The sequence below is a fragment of the Stenotrophomonas sp. 82F1 genome (assembly GCF_056861525.1).
Genome location: NZ_JBSPUD010000004.1, coordinates 185543 through 208400, shown reverse-complemented (window position 1 = coordinate 208400; position 22858 = coordinate 185543). Strand labels below are relative to the sequence as shown.

20 protein-coding genes are annotated in these 22858 nt (G+C 67.6%); 8 read left to right on the top strand and 12 right to left on the bottom strand.

What is annotated here, in order from left to right:
• Nucleotides 1–70: 70 nt before the first annotated feature.
• Nucleotides 71–1285 carry an MFS transporter gene (locus AC13GI_RS07155; RefSeq protein WP_482995916.1) on the bottom strand — a complete coding sequence of 405 codons (1215 nt, stop codon included), beginning with the start codon at nucleotides 1283–1285 and terminating at the stop codon, nucleotides 71–73.
• Nucleotides 1286–1390: 105 nt separating this feature from the next.
• Here AC13GI_RS07155 and AC13GI_RS07150 point away from each other — a divergent pair, with 105 nt between their 5' ends.
• Nucleotides 1391–2293, top strand: coding sequence for a LysR family transcriptional regulator (locus tag AC13GI_RS07150; RefSeq protein WP_099819863.1), 903 nt, complete (start codon nucleotides 1391–1393; stop codon nucleotides 2291–2293).
• A gap of 159 nt (nucleotides 2294–2452) precedes the next feature.
• On the opposite strand, the gene AC13GI_RS07145 is transcribed toward AC13GI_RS07150, so the two are convergent.
• Complete coding sequence (locus AC13GI_RS07145; protein WP_482995915.1) at nucleotides 2453–4573, bottom strand: methyl-accepting chemotaxis protein; 2121 nt, start codon at nucleotides 4571–4573, stop codon at nucleotides 2453–2455.
• A gap of 183 nt (nucleotides 4574–4756) precedes the next feature.
• On the opposite strand from AC13GI_RS07145, the gene AC13GI_RS07140 reads away from it, so the two are divergent.
• The gene (locus tag AC13GI_RS07140) at nucleotides 4757–5212 is read left to right on the top strand and encodes an Rrf2 family transcriptional regulator (protein WP_265951649.1); all 456 of its coding nucleotides are present in this window, start codon (nucleotides 4757–4759) and stop codon (nucleotides 5210–5212) included.
• Nucleotides 5202–6107 (top strand): NAD(P)/FAD-dependent oxidoreductase, encoded by a 906-nt coding sequence (locus AC13GI_RS07135; RefSeq protein ID WP_482995914.1) that lies wholly within the window; start codon nucleotides 5202–5204, stop codon nucleotides 6105–6107. The genes AC13GI_RS07140 and AC13GI_RS07135 overlap by 11 nt, the downstream gene beginning before the upstream one ends.
• 66 nt (nucleotides 6108–6173) lie before the next feature.
• Here AC13GI_RS07135 and AC13GI_RS07130 read toward each other — a convergent pair whose 3' ends face one another.
• Complete coding sequence (locus AC13GI_RS07130) at nucleotides 6174–7130, bottom strand: aldo/keto reductase (RefSeq protein ID WP_180165010.1); 957 nt, start codon at nucleotides 7128–7130, stop codon at nucleotides 6174–6176.
• A 169-nt stretch (nucleotides 7131–7299) separates the two neighbouring features.
• On the opposite strand from AC13GI_RS07130, the gene AC13GI_RS07125 reads away from it, so the two are divergent.
• Together AC13GI_RS07125 and AC13GI_RS07120 are read left to right on the top strand one after the other, a co-directional pair.
• Nucleotides 7300–8157 carry a class I SAM-dependent methyltransferase gene (locus AC13GI_RS07125; protein WP_099819858.1) on the top strand — a complete coding sequence of 286 codons (858 nt, stop codon included), beginning with the start codon at nucleotides 7300–7302 and terminating at the stop codon, nucleotides 8155–8157.
• Between the two features lie 176 nt (nucleotides 8158–8333).
• Nucleotides 8334–8873, top strand: a complete 540-nt coding sequence (locus tag AC13GI_RS07120; protein WP_099819857.1) for a pseudouridine synthase — start codon at nucleotides 8334–8336, stop codon at nucleotides 8871–8873.
• Nucleotides 8874–8967: 94 nt separating this feature from the next.
• On the opposite strand, the gene AC13GI_RS07115 is transcribed toward AC13GI_RS07120, so the two are convergent.
• Nucleotides 8968–9357: a hypothetical protein gene (locus AC13GI_RS07115; protein ID WP_025877588.1), complete on the bottom strand. Its 390-nt coding sequence runs from the start codon at nucleotides 9355–9357 to the stop codon at nucleotides 8968–8970.
• A 214-nt stretch (nucleotides 9358–9571) separates the two neighbouring features.
• Nucleotides 9572–12079: an ATP-dependent helicase HrpB gene (gene hrpB, locus AC13GI_RS07110; RefSeq protein ID WP_482995913.1), complete on the bottom strand. Its 2508-nt coding sequence runs from the start codon at nucleotides 12077–12079 to the stop codon at nucleotides 9572–9574.
• 68 nt (nucleotides 12080–12147) lie between these two features.
• Between hrpB and AC13GI_RS07105 the strand changes: the two genes are divergently transcribed.
• Nucleotides 12148–12945, top strand: coding sequence for a TatD family hydrolase (locus AC13GI_RS07105; RefSeq protein WP_180165017.1), 798 nt, complete (start codon nucleotides 12148–12150; stop codon nucleotides 12943–12945).
• Nucleotides 12946–12958: 13 nt separating this feature from the next.
• Here AC13GI_RS07105 and AC13GI_RS07100 read toward each other — a convergent pair whose 3' ends face one another.
• The 4 genes from AC13GI_RS07100 to AC13GI_RS07085 form a co-directional block, all read right to left on the bottom strand.
• Nucleotides 12959–13882 (bottom strand): NAD-dependent epimerase/dehydratase family protein, encoded by a 924-nt coding sequence (locus AC13GI_RS07100; RefSeq protein ID WP_482995912.1) that lies wholly within the window; start codon nucleotides 13880–13882, stop codon nucleotides 12959–12961.
• A gap of 4 nt (nucleotides 13883–13886) precedes the next feature.
• The gene (panE, locus tag AC13GI_RS07095) at nucleotides 13887–14825 is read right to left on the bottom strand and encodes a 2-dehydropantoate 2-reductase (RefSeq protein WP_482995911.1); all 939 of its coding nucleotides are present in this window, start codon (nucleotides 14823–14825) and stop codon (nucleotides 13887–13889) included.
• A gap of 658 nt (nucleotides 14826–15483) precedes the next feature.
• Nucleotides 15484–16284 (bottom strand): ABC transporter permease, encoded by an 801-nt coding sequence (locus AC13GI_RS07090; protein ID WP_099819852.1) that lies wholly within the window; start codon nucleotides 16282–16284, stop codon nucleotides 15484–15486.
• Complete coding sequence (locus tag AC13GI_RS07085; RefSeq protein ID WP_236512602.1) at nucleotides 16281–17249, bottom strand: ABC transporter ATP-binding protein; 969 nt, start codon at nucleotides 17247–17249, stop codon at nucleotides 16281–16283. Before AC13GI_RS07085 ends, AC13GI_RS07090 begins: the two co-directional genes overlap by 4 nt.
• An 84-nt stretch (nucleotides 17250–17333) precedes the next feature.
• On the opposite strand from AC13GI_RS07085, the gene AC13GI_RS07080 reads away from it, so the two are divergent.
• Entirely contained in the window at nucleotides 17334–18083 is a 750-nt protein-coding gene (locus AC13GI_RS07080) for a ferredoxin--NADP reductase (RefSeq protein ID WP_089237690.1), read from the top strand.
• Between the two features lie 89 nt (nucleotides 18084–18172).
• On the opposite strand, the gene AC13GI_RS07075 is transcribed toward AC13GI_RS07080, so the two are convergent.
• From AC13GI_RS07075 to AC13GI_RS07065, 3 genes are all read right to left on the bottom strand, one after another.
• Nucleotides 18173–19330 (bottom strand): lytic polysaccharide monooxygenase auxiliary activity family 9 protein, encoded by a 1158-nt coding sequence (locus AC13GI_RS07075; RefSeq protein WP_380657187.1) that lies wholly within the window; start codon nucleotides 19328–19330, stop codon nucleotides 18173–18175.
• A 212-nt stretch (nucleotides 19331–19542) separates the two neighbouring features.
• Nucleotides 19543–20712 (bottom strand): lytic polysaccharide monooxygenase, encoded by a 1170-nt coding sequence (locus AC13GI_RS07070; RefSeq protein ID WP_380657185.1) that lies wholly within the window; start codon nucleotides 20710–20712, stop codon nucleotides 19543–19545.
• Between the two features lie 234 nt (nucleotides 20713–20946).
• A complete protein-coding gene (locus AC13GI_RS07065) occupies nucleotides 20947–21432 on the bottom strand; it encodes a DUF1203 domain-containing protein (RefSeq protein ID WP_482995910.1) in 486 nt (161 codons plus the stop codon).
• Nucleotides 21433–21597: 165 nt separating this feature from the next.
• On the opposite strand from AC13GI_RS07065, the gene AC13GI_RS07060 reads away from it, so the two are divergent.
• Nucleotides 21598–22761: a GGDEF domain-containing protein gene (locus AC13GI_RS07060; RefSeq protein WP_482995909.1), complete on the top strand. Its 1164-nt coding sequence runs from the start codon at nucleotides 21598–21600 to the stop codon at nucleotides 22759–22761.
• Nucleotides 22762–22858: the final 97 nt, after the last annotated feature.

Sequence of the window (22858 nt, the reverse complement as noted above, 5' to 3'; positions counted from 1 at the left end):
GGGGGAAGGAGGTGATCACAAAGGGTAGGGCAGGGGCCGTGTGCATGCCGGCAACGGTGCATTGCGCTCATCAATGCGCCGCAATGGTGATGCCTTCGGCGCGATCATCGATGCCGTCGCGACGGTCCAGGCGACCGCTCAGCACGGTCAGGCCATATGCGCCGACCACCACCAGTGCGCCCAGCCATGGCGTGTGCATCAGGCCGATGTGTTCGACCACCAGGCCGCCCAGCGATGCACCCAGCGCGATGCCGATGTTGAACGCGGCGATGTTCAGGCCCGAGGCCACGTCGGTGGCCTGCGGTGCGTAGCGCTGTGCCTGCTTGACCACATACACCTGCAGGCCGGGCACGTTGCCGAATGCCACCGCGCCCAGTGCCAGTACGGTCAGCAGCATCAACCAGGTGTTGTGGGCGGTAAAGGTCATCACCAGCAGCACCACGGCCAGCAGCGCGAAGATGCGCTTCAGCGCGGGCACCGGGCCCATGCGGTCGGCCATGCGGCCGCCCCACAGGTTGCCGATCGCCACCGACACGCCATACACCAGCAGCACCAGGCTGACTGCGTTGGCGGAGAAGCCGGTGACGTCCTGCAGGATCGGCGTCAGGTAGGTGAAGGACAGGAAGGTGCCGCCGTAGCCGAGTGCAGTGATGGCGTAGACCATCAGCAGGCGCGGCTGCGCAAGCACGCCCAGTTGCTGGCGGAAGGTGGCCGGCGCGCTCTGCGCCAGGTCGCGCGGCACGAACAGCAGCGCACCCAGCAGCGCGATCACGCCCAGCCCGGCCACCGCCAGGAAGGTGGCGCGCCAGCCCAGGTGCTGGCCGATGAAGGTGCCCAGCGGTACGCCGGTCACCAGTGCCACGGTCAGGCCGGTGAACATGATGGCGATGGCACTGGCGGCCTTCTCCTTCGGCACCACGGCGGTGGCGATGATCGAGCCGATGGAGAAGAACACCCCGTGGGCCAGGCCGGTGAGGATGCGGGCGACGATCAGCGAGGTATAGCCCGGTGCCATCCATGCGATGACGTTGCCGAGGGTGAACAGCACCATCAGCGCGACCAGCAGGGTCTTGCGCGGTACGCGGCCGGTGAGCGCGGTCAGCACCGGTGCGCCGACGGCCACGCCGAGCGCATACAGGGACACCAGCAGGCCGGCCGACGGCAGGCTGACCTGGAGGTCGGCGGCGATGGTCGGGATCAGGCCGACGATGACGAACTCGGTGGTGCCGATGGCGAAAGCGCCGAGGGTCAGCGCCAGCAGGGCGAGCGGAATGCCACGGATCATGACAGTGTCCAGAGCGAAGGAAGGGGCGCAGTGTGCGCGGCCGACCTTTGCCGAAAAACCGGTCTTCACGCCAATCACTCTTGCCGCGTGGTCAATAATGGCGGCATGAAAACCACCCTCGACGAAATGCAGGCCTTCCTGGCGGTGATCGACAGCGGTTCGATCAGCGCCGCCGCCGAGCAGCTGGGGCAGACGCCTTCAGGCGTGAGCCGCGCGCTGGGCCGGCTGGAGGACAAGCTGGGTACGACCCTGCTGACCCGTACCACCCGTCGCCTGCACCTGACCGCCGAGGGCGAGGCCTACCTGCGTCATGCGCGGGCGATCATCGATGCAGTGGAATCGGCCGAGGAACAGATGGCCGCGCGCCGCGAGCGCCCGGCTGGCAGGCTGCGGGTGGATGCGGCGATGCCGTTCGTGCTGCACGTGATCGCGCCGCTGGTGGCTGGCTACCGGGCGCGCTATCCGGAGGTGCAGCTGGAGTTGAACAGTTCCGAGCGCTACATCGACCTGCTGGAACGGCGTACCGACCTGGCGATCCGCATCGGCCCGCTGGCTGATTCCACGCTGCATGCGCGGCCGCTGGGGCGCTGCCGGCTGCAGGTGCTGGCCAGCCCGGGCTATCTGGCCGCGCACGGAGAGCCGGCCAGCGTGGCGGCGCTGGGCCAGCACACGCTGCTCAGCTTCAACGAACCGGAATCGCTGAACCGCTGGCCGCTACCGGGCGATGCCGACGGGCAGTTGCTGGTGCGCCCGGATATCGCGGTATCCAGCGGCGAGACGCTGCGCACGCTGGCGGTGGAAGGCGTGGGCATCACCTGCCTGTCCGACTTCGTGACCGAACGTGATCGTGCGGCCGGCACGCTGGTGCCGGTGCTGGCCGCACAGACGCTGGATGTGTACCAGCCGATCCATGCGGTGTACTACCGCAACACGGCCGTGTCGGCGCGGATCAGCTCGTTCCTGGATTACCTGGGTGAAGCGATGGCCGCATCGGATTACCTGCGCTGATGTGAGCCGAGCGTAGGCTCGGCTCTACAGAGCCCGGAACGATCGACGGCCCGGTGTAGAGCCGAGCCCGGAACGACCGACGGCCCGGTGTAGAGCCGAGCCCGGAACGACCGACGGCCCGGTGTAGAGCCGAGCCCATGCTCGGCTGCCTGCAAAGGATCAGGCCGCCCGCGCCAAGGCACCCTTTGCCGCCGCCGTGGTCGACAGATCGAACACATCCACCGAGTCGATCAACCGGTTCGCCTGCTGTTCCAGGCTGCGTGCCGCCGCGCTCGCTTCTTCCACCAGCGCAGCATTCTGCTGGGTGGTGCCGTCCATCTGGATGATGGTCTGGCTGACCTGCTCGATGCCCGCCGACTGCTCCTGCGAGGCAGCGGAGATCTCGGCCATGATGTCGGTCACGCGCTGCACCGAAGCGACGATCTCGGCCATGGTGTCACCGGCCTGGCGCACACGCTGCGTACCGTGGCCCACCTGTTCCACCGACGTCTCGATCAGCGACTTGATTTCCTTGGCTGCCGCCGCCGAGCGCTGCGCCAGCGTACGCACTTCACTGGCGACCACCGCGAAGCCGCGGCCCTGCTCACCGGCACGCGCTGCTTCCACCGCCGCATTCAACGCCAGGATATTGGTCTGGAATGCGATGCCGTCGATCACGCTGATGATGTCGGCGATCTGCCGCGAGGAGCCTTCGATCGCATCCATCGTCGCCACCACCTGGCCGACCACTTCACCGCCGTGCGAGGCCACGCTGTGCGCACCGATCGCCAGCTGGTTCGCCTGCCGCGCATGCTCGGCGTTCTGGCGCACGGTGGAAGTCAGTTCTTCCATCGATGCAGCGGTTTCTTCCAGGTTCGCCGCCTGCTGTTCGGTGCGGCGCGACAGGTCGTTGTTGCCGGCGGCAATCTCGGCCGCGGCGGTGTGGATGTTGCCCGAGGCGTGCTTGATGTCGGTGACGATCGTGGCCAGCTGCGCCGCCGTGGTGTTGGCATCGCCGGCAATGCGGGCGAACACGCCCTGGAAATCGCCCTGCATGCGTGCCCCCAGGCGACCATCGGCAATGGCGCGCAGCATGGTCGAGACCTCGCCGAGGTTGTGTTCGGTGGTCTGCATCAACCGGTTCAGGCCATCGACCATCGCGCGGAAATCATGCTCGAAGCGCGCGCTGTCGCCGCGCTGGCTGAAGTCGCCTGCGGCAGCGGCTTCGGCCAGGCGGCGGATCTCGCCGTTGATCGCACCGAGGTTGGATTTGACCGCATCCAGCGCCTGGGTGATCACGGCTTTTTCGCCCGGCAGGCGCTCCATGTCCAGGCTGAGGTCGCCCACTGCATAGCGGCCCATGATCGCGATCGCGCGCATCTTCACCTGGATGTGTGCATCGACCAGGGTGTTGGTGTCGGCCACCATCGTGCCGTAGGCGCCGGGGAAGGCGCTGCTGTCCATGCGGTGGCTGATCGTGCCGGCGTCGTGTGCCTTGGCCATCGCGGTCTGCGCGTCGAGCACGCCGCGCACGGTGCTCTGCACGGCCTGCATCGCCTGCGCCAGGCGACCGATCTCGTCGCGGCTGCGTACCTGCACGCGGTAGTCGAGATCGCCGGCAGCGACCGCACGTGCGGCCGCTTCCACGGCCAGCACCGGCTGCACCACGGCGCGCCGCAGCCACCAGCCCAGGCCCATCAACAGCAGCACGGCCGCGCCAATGGTCAGTGCGGCGCACAGCAGCAGCGTCTGTCGTGCCTGCTGCGAACGCGCGGTCACTGCGGCTTCGGCCACCTGGGTGGCCTGCGTACCCAACGCATCCAGCGCGGTCGCCACCGGACGGTCTTTGCCACGCACCAGCGAATCGCCGGCCGCAGGATCGTAGCCGGCGTCAGCGAAGGCCTGCAGTGCCGCGTGGTAATCCTGCTGCAGCTGTGCGTGCAGGCCGGAAAACGCCTGCGCCAGTTCACGCGTGCGCGCATCGGGGCTGGCCGCCAGGCCTTTGGCCAGTTCGGCGACGAGGCGGCCTTCGCTGTCGAAGGCCTGCAGGTGGTGCTGGCGCAACGCGTCATCGTGACCGCGCAGCAGCACGTTCTTCCATTCCTGCACCTGCCCGCGGAACTCACGCTGCAGGCGCTCGGCGTCGCGGCTGTGGGCGACCTCCGGAGGGACTTCGGTGGACAGCTTCAACCAGGCAGACGCCAGGCCCGCCAGGGCGCATACCAGGACAACGGCCAGACCAACAGAAACGGCGCCGAGCAGCTTCGACTGCAGCCGCGGCGCATGGGAAGAGGCTTTCATGGGACGAGATCTCGGAAGGGGTGCGATGCGGTATCGACCATCCTTTAGGTCTCTGAAGTGCGATGCGTGTCACATTCCCGTTCTGTTTATTGATGTGAAGGGTGTGTTTAATAGGACAAATGTGTCCATATGGAACGAAAGCAGACCCTCGACAGCTGGTTTAAATGTAACTATTGTAGTTACATGAAATCCGCGAACCCGCTTTCCGACGCCCTGCACGTGATGGCCCATCTGGTCGGCCAGCCCGGGCCGCGAACCTCCGAACAGCTGGCGACCTGCCTGCCGACCCATCCGGTGGTGATCCGGCGCCTGCTGGCGCAGATGCACAAGGCCGGCCTGGTCCGCAGCACGCGCGGCCACGGTGGCGGCAGCCAGCTCGCCCGCGATGCGGCCACGATCACCCTGCACGACGTCTACCAGGCCATCGGCGCGCCGCCGATGGTCCAGGTCGGCACCCGCGAAGGGATGGGCGGCTGCCCGATCCAGCAGCTGGTCAACCAGGCCCTGCTGGAGAGTGCCCGCGAAGCGCAGCGCCTGCTCGAACAGCGGCTGCAGGCAACCACCCTCGACCAGCTTGGCGCCGACTTCGCCCGCCATCTTGCCCATCACCGTTCCCTGGAAGCGCACCATGAATCCTGATGTCCTCATCGTCGGCGGCAGCTACGCCGGCATCGCTGCCGGTCTGATCCTGGCGCGTGCGCGCCGGCCGGTCACGATCATCGACGCGGGTTCGCCGCGAAACCGCTTCGCCAGCCATTCGCACGGCGTGCCGGGCATGGACGGGATCAGTGGCGCCGAGTTGCTGAAGAACGCACGCCAGCAGTTGCTGGACTACCCGACCGTGCGTTGGCTGAATGCCGAAGCCGTGCGGGCCAACGCCAGCGCCGATGGCGTGGAGGTGCATACCGCCGACGGCCAGGTGCTGACGGCGCGCAAGCTGCTGCTGGCCACCGGTGTCGCCGACCAGTTGCCCGACCTGCCCGGCATGGCCGAACGCTGGGGCAGCACCGTGCTGCACTGCCCGTACTGCCACGGCTACGAAGTGGGTGGCGGTTCGATCGGCCTGCTCGGCGGCCATCCGATGTCGGCCGGCAAGGCGCCGCTGTTCGCCGATTGGGGCAACGTCACCTTCTTCAGCCAGGGCCTGCCGATCAGCGACGAGGAACTGGCCGCCATGCAGCAGCGCGGCGTGCAGATTGAAACCACGCCGGTCATCGGCGTGCACGGTGAGCAGCCCACCTGGCTGGAAGTGGAACTTGCCGATGGCCGCCGAGTCGCCCAGCGTGCGCTGTTCGTGCCTGCCGGCCAGGCGATGGCCACGCCGCTGGTGCAGCAGCTGGGCTGCGCGCTGGTGGAAAGTCCGCTGGGCGTGCTGATCGAGGTGGACATGATGAAACAGACCTCGGTGCCGAACGTCCATGCGGCCGGTGATGCGACCACGGTCGGCAACATCACCCTGGCCATGGCCGAAGGGGTGCGCGCGGGTATCGGCGTGCACCATGCGCTGGTCGGCGAAGACAGCCTGCCGCGTTGAGCTACTGCATCCACGCCTGGCGTGGATCTACTGAACGGTGCCGACGTTGGTCGGCACTGTCCTTCCTCACCCTTCCACGCTGGCCGCATCCAGTTGCGCCACGTCCTGCACGCTCAGCGTGACGTTCGCCGCTGCCAGCAGGTCGTGCAGCTGCTCCACGCTGGTGGCGCTGACGATCGGTGCGGTGATCGACGGCCGTGCGATCTGCCAGGCCAGCGCGATCTGCGCGGCAGTGGCGTTGTGCTTGCTGGCCACATCATCCAGCGCCTGCAGGATGCGCAGGCCGCGCGGGTTCAGATAGCGCTTGACCACGGTGGCACCACGCGCGCTGCTTTTGCCGGCATCGTCCGGCGTGCGGTACTTGCCACTGAGAAAGCCACTGGCCAATGCGTAGTAGTTGATCACGCCGATCTGCTCGCGCTGCACCAGCGGTTCCAGTTCCTTCTCGTAGCCGGCGCGGTCGTACAGGTTGTACTCCGGCTGCAGGGTTTCGTAACGCGGCAGCTTGTAGTCGGTGGACACCTTCAGCGCTTCAGCCAGGCGCGTGGCGCTGTAGTTGGACGCACCGATGGCGCGCACCTTGCCTGCCTCGATCAGGCGACCGAACGCAGCCAGGGTGGCCTCCAGCGGCGTGGATTCATCGTCCTCGTGAGCCTGGTACAGATCGATCACATCGGTCTGCAGCCGACGCAGCGAATCTTCGACGGCCGCATTGATGTTGTCCGGGGTGAGGCCGGGCCGCTCGGCCCATTTGGCCACCTTGGTCGCCAGCACCACCTTGTCGCGCTTGCCGCTGCGCGCGAACCACTTGCCGAGCAGCGTCTCCGACTCGCCACCCTGGTTGCCCGGCACCCACGCTGAATACACATCGGCGGTGTCGACCAGGTTGAAGCCGGCATCGACGAAGGCATCCAGCAGCGCAAAGCTGGCCTTCTCATCGGCGCTCCAGCCGAATACGTTGCCACCGAAGGCGAGCGGAGCTACATGCAGGCCGGAACGGCCCAGTTCGCGGATTGCCGTCATGGGCACGGACTCCTTGGGGGAAGTCCTTCAGGATAGAGCGCGATGTGTGACCGCGCTGCGGCGCTGACCACAAAACTGTGTTCCGCGACGCGCACGCGGCTAACGTTTTGTGAACACCTGCGGCGCGACGGCTGCTAGTCTCGCCGCATCTTCCGCTGGAGTCGTCCCGATGATTGCTGCCTCATCCCTGCGTGGTTGCCGCGTGCTGCTTGCCTCGGCGCTGCTGGTCGCCGTTCCCGCATTCGCTGCACCGGCCACGGTCGCACCGGCAAAGATCCAGGTGTCGCCGGCGATCGATGCGGCGGTGAAGGCCTCGACCCGCGACCCGGCCAACGTCAAGCGCGACGGTTTCCGTCATCCTGCGCAGACGCTGGGCTTCTTCGGCGTGGCGCCGGAAAAGACCGTCATCGAGATCACGCCCGGCAATGGCTGGTACTCGGAAATCCTGGCGCCGCTGCTGCGCGACAAGGGTCATTACATCGCTGCGGTGGTCGATCCGCAGGCCGTGGCGGAAGGTCGCGGCCGCGACTACCAGCAGCGCAGCCGCGACAGCCTGGAAAAGAAGTACGCCGCCGCACCGGCACAGTTCGACAAGACCACCGTCGTCGCCTACGACCCGGCCAAGCCGGTGTTCGGCGCGGCCAACTCGGCCGATGTGGTGCTGACCTTCCGCAACGTGCACAACTGGCGCAAGGCGGGCCAGGCGCAGGGCATGTTCCAGGGCTTCTTCAACGTGCTCAAGCCGGGCGGCGTGCTCGGCGTGGTCGAGCACCGCGCCAAGGCCGACGTGGCCGACGCTGACGACACCGGCTATGTCGGCCAGCAGCAGGTGATCGCGATGGCCGAGGCTGCCGGTTTCAAGCTGGATGCGCGCACCGAGGTCAATGCCAACCCGCGTGATACCAAGGACCATCCGAATGGCGTCTGGACCCTGCCGCCGACCAACCAGCACGACAAGGCCGATGATGCGAAGTACCAGGCGATCGGCGAAAGTGACCGCATGACCCTGCGCTTCATCAAGCCGTAAGCCGGCACGTCGTACTGCCAGCGCGGATTCCCCAGTGTAGAGCCGAGCCCATGCTCGGCTCATCGCGCACAGCGCGACGGATCGCAACAGCAGCCGAGCATCGGCTCGGCTCTACAGGTCGGTTGCACGACGCGCGGCGTGGGACAATGCCTTACCCGCCGCCTGCCGCGCCCGTAATGCTGATTGCCTTCAACAAGCCGTTCAACGTGCTCTGCCAGTTCACCGACCGCAGCGTGCCGCCGCGGCCGACATTGGCCGGTTTCGGCTTGCCGCCGCGCGTCTACGCTGCCGGCCGCCTCGACCATGACAGCGAAGGCCTGCTGCTGCTGACCGACAACGGCACGCTGGCGCACAAGCTGACCGACCCGAAGCACAAGGCGGACAAGCTCTACTGGGTGCAGGTGGAAGGCACGCCTAGCGAGGAGCAGCTGCAGCAGCTGCGCGATGGCGTGGTGCTCAATGATGGTCCGACGCTGCCGGCGAAGATCGAGCGCCTCGATCCTGCGCCTGAGCTGTGGCCGCGCGATCCACCGGTGCGTTTCCGCAAGACGGTGCCCGACAGCTGGCTGGCGATCACGATCCGCGAAGGACGCAACCGCCAGGTGCGGCGGATGACCGCGGCCGTGAACCTGCCGACGCTGCGCCTGGTACGCGCTGCGATGGGGCCGTACCGGCTGGATGACCTGCAGCCGGGGCAGTGGCGGCAGATCGGCTGAAACGAAAAAGGGCCGGAGGCCTTGCGGCGTCCGGCCCTCGTGCAGCGTCATGGGATCAGAGCCCTTCCTGCGGAAGGGATCCGACCCCGGCCAATCAGGCGTCGCTGCCGATATCGCTGTGCTCGTCGACCACGGTGTCGTTGCGGCGATCGCGCGCATTGATGCGCTGGGCCTGGCCGTTCACGACATGGCCATTGGCGGCCTTCTTCTTCTGCTGCTTGCGGTACAGCGCGTAGCCCAGCAGGCCCACGCCCACCGCAGCCGCCGCGATGGTCACCGCCGGATTGCGGCGGGCGAACTTGGTGGCGACCTTGCCGCCGGTCTTCACCGCGCCGAGCGCGGCGCCGGTCTTGATCCAGTCGCTGGCCTGCGGGCCGAGGTGCCGCAGGCTGCCGCCGGCGCTCTTCAGGCCATCGCCGGCGGTGTGGGCCAGGTCGAGGGCGCGCTCCAGGGCGCGGTCGGTGATTACGGTCAACTTGCTCATGCGGGGGTGTCCTTGCCTCGGGTCGAAGTCCAGTGTCGCCTGTTGCCCGTAAACGGTATGTCAGTCAGGCGGGCGCGTGGTGTGACTCTACCGCAGCCATTCAGGATCAGGCAGGTTGGGGTCGGATCCCTTTCCGTTGGGAAAGGGCTCTGACCCCGGCGCGCATCCTTGGGGTCAGAGCCCTTTGCCACGCAAAGGGATCCGACCCCGCCACTCAGGTTCCGCGCGGCTTGGCCCGGTGGGTCGCCGTGGCCGTCCACGGATCGTCCGGCCACGGGTGGCGCGGGTAACGGCCCTTCATTTCCTTCTTCACCTCGGCGTAGGTGTTCTCCCAGAAATTGCGCAGATCCTGGGTGACCTGCAACGGCCGGCCACCTGGTGACAGCAGGTGCAGGGTCAGCGGCACCCGGCCATCGGCGATACGCGGCGTGTCGGCCAGCCCGAACAACTCCTGCAGCTTCACCGCCAGCACCGGCGGCAGCGGCTCGCCGCTTTCGCCGTCCAGCGCGTAGGTGATCGGCCGTTCCAGCCCTGACGGTACGGTGATCCGGGTGGGCGCGTGGCGCTCGACCAGCTGCCGCTGCGACCATTCCAGTGGCGCCTTCAACGCTTCGCCGAAACTGGCCTCGTCCAGCGCATCCAGACGTGTCCTGCCAGCGAATGCCGGCTGCAGCCATTGCGCACGGTTGGCCAGCAATGCAGCGTCACTGCAGTCGGGCAGGCCCAGCTCGGGCATCCAGCGCCGCAGCGATTCCACCCGCGCCTGCCACTGGCGCAGACCCGCGGTCCATGGCAATGCCTGCAGGCCGAGCTCGGCAACGGCGTCGGTCAGCGCCTGCGCCGCCAGCTGCGGATCAACCCGGCCCGCCGAACGGCTGTCCATCACGATGCGGTCGAAGCGTGTTTCGCGCAGCGCAACCAGCGCGCGGCGCGTGTCATCCCAGCGCACCACGTCTTCGGTCACGAAGCGGTCGGGCCAGTTCCTGCGCAGGTAGCTTTCATCCACCGGTGCGGCGCGCAGCAGCAGCGCATCGCGGGCTTCGAAGCGCAGTTCGCTGGCCACCAGCCACGGTTCGCCCCGCAGGTCGCTCAGTTCATGCAGGCGTGCACTGCGGCCGTTGGCCAGCAGGTAGCGCAACGGGTCGTTCGGATGCTGGAAGGCAATGCGGTCGGGGAAGGCATGGGCCAGCAGGTCGCCCAGTTCGTGCGCTTCGATGCTGGCCGGTGGCGCGGCCTCACAGCGCAGGCGGCGGCGCCACTGCTTGGCAGCAGTGTCGATGGCGGCCAGGCCACTGCGGTTGGCATCGGCCGGCGCGCGGCCATTACGGAAGGCCGCCAGCGCACGCCAGCGCGCGGCCACTGCATCACCGCCCTGGCGCAATGGGTCGCGGGCTTCCAGCAACGCCGCAAGATCGGCGGCCAAGGCCTGTGCGCGGGCATCGGGTGCGGCCAGCAGCATCGCGGCCATCCGTGGATGGGTGCCCAGCGCCAGCACACGACGGCCGAGTGCAGTGATCGCGCCGCTGCTGGACAACGCGGCCAGGCGCTGCAGCAGCTCGCGTGCGGCGGCCATCGGCCCGCTCGGTGGTGGGTCGAGGAAGCGCAGGTCACTGCTGCCCCAGGCGGCCAGTTCCAGCGCAAGACCGGCCAGTTCAACCTGGTCGATCTCGGCGCGACGCTGCGGCTCCAGCCGTTGCGACTGCGGCCACAGCCGCCAGGCGACGCCCTCTGCCACACGGCCGGCACGGCCGGCACGCTGGTCGGCCGAGGCCTGCGCGATGGCGACCACGTCCAGGCGGGTGAACCCGCTGTTGGGGTCGTAGCGTGGCTCGCGTGCCTGACCGCTGTCGATGACTACACGCACGCCGGGCAGCGTCACCGAGGACTCGGCCACGTTGGTAGCCAGTACCACGCGGCGGCGGCCGTCGCTGGCGGCCTGCAGCACGCGCGCCTGCTGTTCCACCGGCAGCTCACCGTGCAGGGCCAGCACGTCCACCGCAGCGCCATCAAGACTGTCCTGCAGGCCGGCCTGCACGCGCGCGATCTCACGCTGGCCGGGCAGGAACACCAGCAGGTCACCCGGGTGCTCGGCCAGCGCCTGCTGCACGGCACGCCGCACCTGCAGCTCCAGTGCCTCGTCACGCCGCGCCGGGAAGTGGCTGATCGCCACCGGATAGCTGCGGCCCTCGCTGCTCAACCGCGGTGCATCGAGGAAGCGTGCCAGCCGCTCGCCGTCCAGCGTCGCCGACATCACCAGCAGGCGCAGGTCATCGCGCAGCTGCGATTGCACGTCCAGCGCCAGCGCCAGGCCCAGATCACCACTGAGATGGCGCTCGTGGAATTCATCGAACAGGATCGCGCCGACGGTCTCCAGCATCGGGTCGTCCTGCAGCATCCGGGTCAGGATGCCCTCGGTGACCACCTCGATGCGCGTGCGCGCCGATACCTTGTTCTCGAAACGGATGCGGTAGCCGACGGTGCCGCCGACCTCTTCGCCGAGCTGGCGCGCCATGAACATCGCGGCACTGCGCGCGGCCACCCGGCGCGGTTCCAGCAGGATGATCCTGCGGCCCTGCAGCCACGGCGCATCGAGCAGCGCCAACGGCACCTGGGTGGTCTTGCCGGCGCCGGGTGGGGCTTCCAGCACCAGCCGCGGGTGCGCGGCCAGGTGCTGCTGGATCTGCGGCAGCAGCGGAGAAATGGGGAATTGCGGGGCGTTCATGTGCAAAGGATAAGGGGCCATGACGGGCACGGGTACAATGCGCGGGTTTTCCTGCCCCTGCTGCCCCCATGCATCTGATCGATATCGGCGCCAACCTGACCCACGACTCCTTCGACCGCGACCGCGAGGCCGTGCTGGACCGCGCACGGCAGGCCGGTGTGGTGCAGATGATCATCACCGGTGCCAGCCGCGAGCACTCGCCGCTGGCCCTGCAGCTGGCGCAGCAGCACCCGGGGTTCCTGTACGCCACCGCCGGCGTGCACCCGCACCACGCGGTGGAGTACACCGACGAGTGCGATGCGGAGATGCGCGCGCTGCACGCCCATGCCGAGGTGGTGGCGGTGGGTGAGTGCGGGCTCGACTATTTCCGCGATTTCTCGCCGCGCCCGGCGCAGCACCGCGCGTTCGAGCGCCAGCTGCAGCTGGCTGCGGACAACGGAAAACCGTTGTTCCTGCACCAGCGCGACGCGCATGCCGATTTCATGGCGCAGATGAAGAACTTCGAAGGCCGCATCGGTCCGGCCGTGGTGCACTGCTTCACCGGCGAGCGCCAGGAGCTGTTCGATTACCTGGACCAGGACTGGTACATCGGCATCACCGGCTGGCTGTGCGACGAGCGCCGCGGTGGGCACCTGCGCGAGCTGGTGAAGAACATTCCGGCCAACCGGTTGATGATCGAGACCGACGCACCGTATCTGCTGCCGCGTACTTTGAAGCCGATGCCGAAGGACCGCCGCAACGAACCGGTGTTCCTGTCGCACATCGTGGAAGAGCTGGCGCGGGACCGTGGCGAGGATGTGCAGACCACGGCGGCGAACGCCACGGCCGCGACGCGTGCGTTCTTCCGCCTGCCCGACGCTGCCTGATCGGCACTACCCGTCAGCCGGGAACGCCCGGATCCGGTAGCGCCGGGCCATGCCCGGCGAGCGAAGCGGCAAGATCCGTCAGCCCTTCCCGATACGTTGGAAACTGCGGCGTCCAGCCCAGCGCTTGGCGCGTGCCGCGGCTGTCGATGCGCTTGTTGCTCTGGTAGAAGCGCCGCAACGTCGCGCTGAGCGCTGGATCATCCCAGGCCACTGCGGGCGGCAGGGCAAAGCCCCCCAGCTGCGCGGCGAAGGCCAGTACATCCTGCGACGGCGCCGGCTCGTCATCGCTCGGCAGATACAGCGCATTGGCCATGGGGCGGCGCATCGCGGCGATCACCACCGTTGCCAGGTCGTCCACATGCAGGCGATTGAACGCGAGCCCCGGGCGCACCACGTGCCGCGCGCGGCCCTGCGCCAGCTGCAGCAGCGCATTGCGCCCAGGCCCATAGAGGCCCGGCAGGCGGAACACGGCCGAGGCGATGCCGCGCGCCTCCGCCAGCGCACGCCACTGCGCTTCGGCGAGTTGTCGCTGCATGCCCACGGGTTCTGTGGCATCGGCAACGCTGCTCTCGTCGATCCAGCCACCGTCGCGGTCGCCGTAGACCGAGGTCGATGACAGGTAGCCGAGCCATCGCAATGAATCGCTGTCGCGCAGCGCGGCATGCAGCAGTCGCAGTGCCGGGTCGCCCTCGGCATCGGGTGGCACGCTGCACAGCACCGCGTCTGCGTGTGCGATGGCATCGAGCAGGGTGGGTGACAGCGCAGCGTCGGCCTGCAGTTGATGGCGCTGCAGGCCATCGTCAGGTGCTGACGCCGGATCGCGCACGGTGCCTTCCACCTGCACGCCTAGGGCCTGAAGGTGCGCAGCCAACACGCGCCCACTCCAGCCCATGCCGAGGATCAGTACGCGCATCGGCAACGGGCCAGGCGTGTTCATCGGATCACGCCGCGCGCTGGGCCTGATAGGCCTGCAGGCTGCTGTAGGCCACCTGCAGCAGCAACGCTTCCTGGCCCGCGGCGCGCGCACGCGCCAGCATGTCGCCAACGATCTGCGCGGCTTCCACCTGCTGGCCCGCTTCCAGGTCGCGCAGCATCGACGCCTTCAACGCCGAACCGGCCTGGGTCAGGGTGCTGCGCGCGGTGTCCTGCGCCGCCTGCGGCACCGGTTCGCCCGCGGCTTCGGCCACCGCCAGGCATTCGTCGTAGAGCCCACGCACGATGGTGTCGCCGTCATCGGTGGCCATGATGGTGCCGATGTCCGCGCGCAGCAGGCAGGTAGCCGCCGCCAGCGCGGTGAGGAACGTGTACTTGATCCACTGTTCCTGGCCGATGTGTTCGCTGGCCAGATGATCGAGATTCGCCTGCGCACAGGCTGCAGCGAATGCCTGCACGCGCGTGGAGATCGCACCGCCATCGCGTTCGCCGAAGGTCAGCTTGGCCGGCTTGCCCAGATGCAGCACGGCACCATCGGGCGCCTTGGTCGCACTGATGAAGCACAGCCCGCCGAGCACTGCGTCGCGGCCGAAGCGTGCGTCGAGCGCGTTGTAGTGGTGCAGGCCGTTGAGGATCGGCAGCACGGTAGTGCCCGCGCCCACGGCCGGTGCGATGGCATCGATCGAGCTGTCCAGGTCGTAGGCCTTGCAGCTGAGGATCACCAGATCGAACGGTTGTTCCGCAGCCAGCGCAGGCAGAGCTTCAGCGGTGACATGCTGCACCGGGAACGTGGCGTCACCCACCGGGCTGCGCACCACCAGGCCATCCCGATCCAGTTGCGCGGCGCGGGCCGGGCGCACGAGGAAGGTCACGTCCACGCCCGCCTGGGCCAGGCGACCACCGAAGTAACCGCCGGTACCGCCGGCGCCGAGGATCAGGATACGCATTGCACGCTCACCGCAGTTGGGGGATTCACTGCCGTGATTGTGCCGGAGTTCGCGGCCAACGGCTGCGCCCCTCGTGGTGGTTTGAAGCACAAGCCGTGTTTGGGTCGGGGGGGGGGGGGGGGGGGGGGGGGGGCGGGCCACGAGGGGCCGGGGGGTCGCCCTGGGGGCCGCCCCCCCCGTCCCCCCCCCCCCCCCCTACCCCTGACGGTTTCCGTGTGCGTCCACCACGGAAAACAAAGAAGAAAATCAAAAGCAACAGCGGGTCGCTCCGCTCGTTTCTCGTGATCATCTTTCGGTGGATCCACATTCATCAGATCGCAAACAAAAAGAGCCGAGCATTGGCTCGGCTCTACATGATCTCCAGCCATCCACGCATGGCGTGGATCTACCGTGTCGACCAAGGTCGACACCCACCAACAGCAGCACACACCGCCGTTCCGGCAGCAGCGGGAAACTGTCGAAGGCGGGGTGGTGTCGGGTTGCGGGGTGTCCGCGCCATGGATGGCGCGGCCAAGCCTACAAGGACGTACTTGCGGCGTCCCCGCAGCCCGACACCACCCCGCCAACCCACGGATATCTCGCCTTTGACGTTGACGTTGCCGGCCAGCGGCCGGCACTACCACCGCGGGTGCAGGGCCGCAGGCCCTGCAGGACATCCTCAGCTGCGCATGCCCACGCCACGCTTCAGCAGCCACAGCGCCAGCGCCGTCAGCACCACCACGAAACCGATCATCAGCGCATACGCCACCACCACCGGCACATCGCTGCTGCCCAGCAGGCCATAGCGGAACGCGTTGACCATGTAGAAGATCGGGTTCGCGTGCGTGGCCGCCTCCGCCCATGGCGGCAGCAGCTTCACCGAATAGAACACGCCGCCCAGGTAGGTCAGCGGGGTCAGGATGAAGGTCGGCACGATTGCCACGTCATCGAACTTCTTCGCATAGACCGCGTTGATGAAGCCGGCCAGCGAGAAGATCGTCGCGCCCAGGATCACCGTGGTCAGCGTCACCAGCGGATGCGGGATGCGCACCGGGGTGAAGAACATCGCGATGATCAGCACGATCACGCCGACCATCAGGCCGCGCAGCACCGCACCGGCCACGTAGCCCCACAGGATCACCCAGTTCGGCATCGGGCTGACCAGCAGCTCTTCCACGTGGCGGCCGAACTTGGCGCCGAAGAACGACGAACTGATGTTGCCGTAGCTGTTCTGGATCACGCTCATCATCACCAGGCCCGGCACGATGAACTGCATGTAGGTGTAGCCGCCCATGTCGCCCACGCGCGAACCGATCAGGCCGCCGAAGATCAGGAAGTACAGGGTCATGGTGATCGCCGGCGGCACCAGGGTCTGGCCCCAGATGCGCATGATGCGGGCGACTTCGCGGCGCACGATGGTCATCAGTGCGATGCGGTTGCGCTGCCCGTCGGTCAGGACCGGGGTCGGGGTGCTGCTCATGCGGACGTCTCCTGGTTGCCGGTGAGGCGCACGAACAGTTCCTCCAGGCGGTTGCTCTTGGTACGCATCGAACGCACGCGGATGCCCGCTGCGTTCAGTGCTTCGAACACGCGGTTCAGATCCATCGCGCGCGGCATGTCGATGTCCAGCGTGTGGCTGTCGGTGGCGATCAGGGTCGCACCCTCGATCACCGGCAGCTGCGCGGGCAGGGCGCCGTCGATGTCCAGCAGGAAGCCTTCCACATCAAGCTTGGCCAGCAGTTCGCGCATCGGGCCCTGGGTGACGATCTGGCCATGGTCGATGATGGCCAGATTGCGGCACAGGTGCTCGGCCTCTTCCAGGTAGTGGGTGGTCAGGATGATCGTGGTGCCGGCGGCGTTGATCTCCTTCAGCACCCGCCACATGTCGCGGCGGATCTCGATGTCCACGCCGGCGGTCGGTTCGTCCAGGATCAGCAGGCGCGGGCGGGTCATCATCGCGCGGGCGATCATCAGCCGGCGCTTCATGCCACCGGACAGGGTGCGGCTCATCACCTGCGCCTTCTCCCACAGGTGGGCGCGCTTGAGTTCGACCTCGGCCATCTGCTCGGCTTCCGCGCGCGGCACGCCGTAGAAACCGGCGTAGTTCACCAGGATGTCGAAGGGCTTTTCGAACAGGTTGAAGTTGATCTCCTGCGGCACCAGCCCGATCAGGCGCATGGTGGCGCTGCGGTTGCGCACCAGGTCGCTGCCGAACACCTCCACCTGGCCCTCGCTGAGGTTGACCAGGGAGCTGATGATGCCGATCAGGGTGGACTTGCCGGCGCCGTTCGGGCCCAGCAGGGCAAAGAAGTCGCCGGGGGCCACTTCCAGCGAGACCCCTTTCAGGGCCTGGGTGCCGTTGTCATAGGTTTTACGCAGGTCGCGCACGCGCAGGGCGGGCGCCGTATCGTTCAGGGAAGCCAAGCTCGAAGCCTTCGCGCCCATGGGCTGGCGCTGGAGAGGGGCGGGGAAGGTCTATTATAGAAGACCCCGAGGGCTTGCCCCGGCTACACACTGTCCCGAAAAGTCGTGCCTGTCCAATTCCCCATCAAACTGGTCGACCGCCGCATGCTGGCGCCCTCCATCGGCCATTACCAGTTCGTGCGTGACGACGGCCAGCCGCTGGATTTCCAGCCCGGCCAGTTCATCCAGGTCCATTTCAGCTACGCCGATGGCACCGAAACCAAGCGCAGCTATTCGCTGGCGACCATCCACGACCACGCGCTGGGCCCGGGCGAGGCGGTGGATATCGCGGTCAGCTTCGTCCCCGGCGGCGCCGCCACGGCCCTGTTCGAGGCGCTGGACATCGGCGGCCAGGTCAGCGCGTCCGGCCCCTACGGTCGGTTCTGCCTGAACCCCGGCGACCACAACGGCCGCTACCTGCTGATTGCCACCGGTACCGGCGTCACCCCGTACCGCTCGATGCTGCCATTGCTGGCAACGGCGATGGCCGAGCGCGGGGTGCAGGTGGTCCTGCTGCAGGGTGCACGCAGCCCGGGCGAGCTGCTGTACAGCGAAGACTTCTACAGCTTCGCCGAAAAGCACCCGAACTTCCGTTATGTGCCGTGCCTGTCGCGGGAACTGCCAGCCGAGCCGCACCCGGACGTGCACCATGGCTACGTGCAGCAGGCGCTGGCGGAGTTCACGCCGGACCCGGCCACCGACATCGCCTACCTGTGCGGCAACCCGGACATGGTCGACGCCTGTGCAGAAGCGCTGAAGGCGGCGGGCCTGGGCAATCCGCAGATCCGCCGCGAGAAGTACGTCAGCAGCAAATAGGCCCAGGTAGTGCCGGCCGCTGGCCGGCAACCTCATGGACGCACGAAGCCCTCACCGGAGGCGGCATCACGCCGCCCCCGGACCATGCCTCAGTACGGCACCCAGGCATCGCGCCAGGCCGAACCCACGCCCGGGCGGTACGCCTCGGCATTGACGTTGCACCACGCGCCTTCCGGGAACGGGCGGCAGGCATAGAGCTTGCCGTCGCTGCCCTTCACCACGGTCTGCCCGGGCACGTAGCTGCCGATGCCGGCCGGATAGATGAAATCGAAGTCGCCCGGCGGCTGCACCGGATCAGGCACCTTCGTATCCAGCTGGAACCGGTGGCCCTGCGCCAGATAGACGCGGTTCGCCGTTGCCGAAGCAATCGGCGTGATCACACCATTCTCCAGCACGCCGATACGGGCATGCCGCGCACCTGCATTGACCGCACGGGCCAACGTCAGCGGCCACTGCGTTGGCAGCGTCTGGCCAGTGGTCAGCGTGGTGTCGATGCGTTCCAGATCATTGCCGTTCGCGTTGAACACGCGCAGGGTGAGGGTCGTACCCGCGTCCAGGGCTCCGCGCGCGGTGACAGGGCCGGCATCGTGCCATTGCGGCGGCGGCGTCACACCACCGCCCCCCTCGAAACGCACGTCCATGCAGGTGTAGAACGCCTCGGCCGAATCCGAGCGCTGCCAGGTGTTGTAGATCAGATGCTGGCCGGTGCGCTGGGGCAACGGGCAGTCCAGCTTGTAGACACCACCTTCCGACAGCGGCACGTTGCCGAGGACGCAGAACTCCTGCAGATCCGACCAGCCCACGGGCGTACCTGGCTGCCATCCTTCGCGCGTCACATAGAACTTCCAGTCACGGGTGGCATGCGGGGCGGAGGCAAGGAATTCAAAGGTGTAGCGGCCGTTTCCATCGGCACGGATCGGCGTGGTCGACCAGTCGGACCGATCCAGATCCAGGCCGCGGTACTTGCTGTTGCCACCGCTGCACAACTGCCCGTCCGGCACCACGGCCTGGTGGTTGCCGTTGGCGCTGGCTTGGTTGACGCCGGCCCAGTCATAGAACGGCTGTGCGCCACCGATCGCCTTTGCGGCGGCACAGGCGGGATTGGTCGGGTTCTCCGGATTGCCCTGGAAGCAGGCATAGACCCGGCTGCTGGGTTTGGACATGGTGCCGTGTGCCAGCGCACCGGCAGAGACGCCCAGGCCGGCGATGGCAGTCATCGCGAGAGCGAGTCGATTGAGCGGTTGCATGGTGGGGATCCTGTGAACGGTGGAAGGACCAGCGAGTCTCCACACGATGCACAGCGCCATCCATTCAACGATTCCGAAAAGCCGCAGGCTGCGACGCAATGTGCATTGCCAGCGCGAACGGGTTAACACTTGATGCCGTTCCGGCGGATCTGCATCTGCCCGATTGCAGAAGCGGGGCGGCACGAGGGCGCCGCTCCCGCTCCATCACTCAGTCAGTACGGCACCCAGGCATCGCGCCAGGCCGCGCCCACGCCCGGCCGGTACGCCTCGGCATTGACGTTGCACCACGCGCCTTCCGGGAACGGGCGGCAGGCGTAGAGCTTGCCGTCGCTGCTCTTCACTACGGTCTGCCCGGGCACGTAGCTGCCGATGCCGGCCGGATACACATGGTCGAAGTCTCCGCCGGGTGAGGGCGTGCCCGGGTCCGGCACCTTCGTGTCCAGCTGGAAGCGGTTGCCGTCCTTCAGATACACGCGGTTGTCGGTGGCCGAGGCGGTCGGCGTGATCGCGCCGTTGCTGAGCACACCCACGCGCGCGTGCTGGGCGCTGGCATTGACCTTGCGGGCCAGCGCCAGCGGCCACTGTGCCGGCGTGGTCTGGCCTGCGGCCAGCGTGGCTTCCACACGTTCCACGTCGTTGCCGTTGGCATTGAACACACGCAAGGCCAACGTGGTGCCCACCGGCAGCTCGGTACGCGCGGTGACCGGCCCGGCATCCTGCCACTGCGGCACCGGCGTGGTACCACCGCCGCCTTCAAAGCGCACATCCATGCAGGTGTAGAACGCTTCGGTCGAATCCGAGCGCTGCCAGGTGTTGTAGATCACATGCTGGCCGCTGCGCTGCGGCAGCGTGCACTGCAGCTTGTAGGTGCCATCGGCCGACAGCGGCGTATTGCCCAGCGAGCAGAACTCCTGCAGGTCGGCCCAGCGCAGCGGGCTGCCGGGCTGCCAGCCGGCGCGGGTGACGAAGAACTTCCAGTCGCGCGTGGCATGCGGGGCGGTGGCTTTGAACACGAAGGTGAACTTGCCGTTCGCATCCGGCTGGATCGGCGTGGTCTGCCAGTCGCTGCGATCCAGGTCCAGGCCGCGGAAAGTCGGATTGTTGCCGCTGCACAGCTTGCCGTCGGGCACCACGGCCTGGTGGTTGCCGTTGGCGTTGGCTTGGTTGATGCCGTTCCAGTCGTAGAACGCCTGCGAGCCGGCCACTGCTTTGGCGGCCGCGCAGGCCGGGTTGGTGGGGTTTTCCGGGTTGCCCTGGAAGCAGGCATAAACGCGGCTGACCGGGGTGATCATCGTGCCGTGTGCGGCCGCGTTGCCGGCAACGCCAACACCGGCGCCAACGAAGACGGTAGCCAGCAGCAAGGGGGGGTATCGCAGAGACATGGCGCATCCTTGTGATCGTCGAAGGGAGCGGTGACCGCAGCACCCGCGCTGTGCTACGCGACGGACAATGAGCGGTACCGCCGCGAGTATCGAGCGGCAACGCACAGCGGGAAACCACGTCAACACCGATCCGTGACTACGTGTGTGAAGCCCTTCCCGCAGGCTTCACGCCACACTGAACGAATGCGTTGGCGGTCACGCCTGCAGCGCGGCAACGATCACGTTCGCGCACGGTCATGCCCGGTGATTGCCTGCCCGATCCACCCGGCACGAAAAGCACCCATGCCCTGCGTTGTGCAGGTGCACGAAGGCCACCGTCGTATCGGCAAACAACCGGTCCAGCTGCGCAGCAACCTCGGTGCCTTGGCAGACCAGGCCGCTCAGCATGAAGTCCGCGCTGTCATAGGCACGCACTGAAATCAGCCGACGGTGCACGTAGGCAGGTACCACGCCTGCCGGCAGCACGCAGCGGGTGGCACCGCGCTGCACGAAGATCGGGCCCGACGCGCGGTAAGGCGAACGTGTGGCCAGGTGTGTGTAAGGCAGCAGAAGCAGTTCGGCACCCGCAGGCGCGTCGGTCAGGCTGACCCTGCAGGGGTAGCCACCACCGTCGCCTGCGCGCCGCCGCACGATTCCCCGTGCAGCCAACGCATCGTCGCTGGATTCGAAAAGCGCTTCGAACGGCTGGTGGTCGATGCCACTGAGTTGCCACGAATGCATGAAGTGTCTCCCGGTTTTCCGCGCATTCTGTCGCCGCCACGGGCTGCGTGCTCGCCATTTTCCGCCACCGGATTCGATGGCCCGCCTGGCCCTGCCCAGGTGCGACGGTCCGTGCGGCCGCCACAAGGCGCTAAGATGCGCGCGCCGCCCTTCATGCAGCGCCGCATGTCCCTGGATTTCCCCACCGTCGCCGTGCTTGGCTTCCTGCTCTGCGTGGGCATCGCGCTGGGGTTCTCGTTGCTGCTGGTGGTGCTGCGCGGTCAACCGGTGCTGCGGCTGTGGACGCTCAGCCTGTGGGCCCTGACCCTGGGGGTGACCCTGCTGGCGCTGCGTCCCTACCTGCCGCAGGTGCCGGCGATTCTGGCCGGCAACGCGGCGATGGCCGCCTGCGCGGTGCTGCTGCTGCGTGGCATGGCCCTGCATCTGGGCCAACCCCTGCCGGTATGGCGACCGCTGTTGCTGGTGGCCGCGTTCATGGCCGGCATCTTCCTGTTCCTGGTGCCGTGGCCGAACCTGGTCGTGCGCCTGCATGTGTTCAGTGTGTTCGCTGCGCTCATCGATGGCTGGATCGCCTGGCTGCTGCTGCGCCACGCCCCGCCACAGCAACGCACCAGCTGCAGGCTGGCTGCGGCGGTATTCCTCGCCGAGGGCCTGCTGTACGTGGTGCGCCTGTTCCTGCCGGTGGCGGCCGGCGCCGGCGAGGACATCATGCGTACCGGCACGCCGATGTTCGCGACCTACCTGGCCGGGGTGATGCTGGAGCTGGCCCGTTGCTTCGCACTGGTGCTGCTGCTGGTCGAACGCATGCTGGTGGAACTGCGCCGGGCGGCACAGATCGATGGTCTTACCGGCCTGCTCAATCGCAGCGCGGTGCTGGCGGATGGGCAGCTGCAGCTGGAACAGGGACGCCGGCACGGTGCGTCGTTGGCGGTGCTGCTGCTGGATGTGGATCATTTCAAACAGGTCAACGATCGTTGGGGCCATCTGGCGGGTGACCAGGTGCTGCAGCATTTCACCGGGGTGCTGCAGCGCTGCGCTATCGGCCGCGTGCATCTGCTCAGCCGCTATGGAGGCGAGGAGTTCCTGCTGCTGCTGCCTGGCAGCAACGGCAGCGAGGCGACGGCGCTGGCCGACGCGATCCGCCACGGGCTGCAGCAGCGTCCGGCCCTGCTCGACACCGGTCCGGTGGCGGTGACCGCCAGCATCGGCCTGGTGCTTGACGACGGCCGGACCGATCTTTCCGGCCTGATCGCGTTGGCCGACAGCGCCCTGTACCGGGCCAAGGCCGAGGGCCGCAACCGCCTGGTGGCGGTGCCGACGCCGGCCTAGGACATCCACCTGTCGCCGCCAGCGCCCGGCGCGTGTAAGTTGGGTCACATCTGTTTGGTCACATCTGCCGCGGCACACCGTCGTGGTGGACAGGAAC